At 69.2% G+C, this 906-nt stretch carries 2 protein-coding genes; both read right to left on the reverse strand.

All coding sequences use genetic code 11. The annotated features are described in order from the left end of the window. Positions 1-721 (reverse strand): PepSY domain-containing protein (locus H928_RS33915; protein ID WP_239645074.1); only part of this gene is annotated, 721 nt, incomplete at its 3' end. Then, positions 718-906: DUF3649 domain-containing protein (locus tag H928_RS29785; protein ID WP_021028889.1), on the reverse strand; the 189-nt coding region annotated here is incomplete at its 5' end. The genes H928_RS29785 and H928_RS33915, both read right to left, overlap by 4 nt.

Here is a 906-nt window from a genome sequence, read left to right on the forward strand (position 1 = left end):
TGCGCACCGCCGCGCCCGGTGCCTGGCCGTACCAGGCGCTGGCGATCAGCGGCATGAAGGAGAACATCACAAAGACCAGGCCCGAGTAGCTGATCATCAGCTGAAACGGCAGGCTGGCGACGCTGGCCAGGTTGTGCGCATCCAGCCAGGAGCGCTGGCCCTTGCCCAGCCGCAGGGTGAAGAAATCGGCAAAAAAGCGCCGGTGCGCGACGATGCCGGTCAGCAGCGCCAGCAGCAGCACCATGGATGCGATGGCGACCAGCCATTCCGTCAGCGCCGGGGGCAGGTAGTGCAGACGCCAGTGCAGTTGGTAGAGCGCCTGGCCGCCCGCCGTATCGCGCACGGCGATGGGTGCGCCGGTCTGTGCATCCAGCCACATGGCTTGCGGTTGTGCGGCGCCGGCGGGCGACCAATCGACGCGCAGATAGGGCTCGTTGCGGTCCACCGGCAGCTGGATGGACCAGCTGCGGGCACCGGGCGCATAGGTCTGCAGATAGGCCAGCGCGTGTGCGGCCTGGGGCGCTGGTGGCAGCGGGTACTGCGCTGGGGGCAGCTCGGGGCGCATCCAGCGGTCGATCTCGGTATCCAGATATCCGGCGGTGCCGGTGACAAACATAAAGTACAGCAGCCAGCCCAACAGCACACCGGCCCAGGTGTGCAGGCCCGCCATCGCCGGGCGCAGCGGGCGATGTGGGCGCTTGGGGGGATGCGATGGGCTCACAGCGCAACCCAGGCGACGAGCGCACTGCCCAAGCTGGCCAGCAGCATGCCCACCCAGGCGCGGCCTGCGCTGCGGGCGGCAAAGGCGGCCATCAACGCAGCGGCATACACGACAAAGCTCAGCTGCATCGCCACCAGCACCGCATCGGCCCGCGGCAGTGCCGGGGCCAGGCTGGCGACCAGGGC

It is taken from the genome of Comamonas sp. B-9, assembly GCF_000410635.1.
Taxonomy (GTDB): domain Bacteria; phylum Pseudomonadota; class Gammaproteobacteria; order Burkholderiales; family Burkholderiaceae_C; genus Comamonas.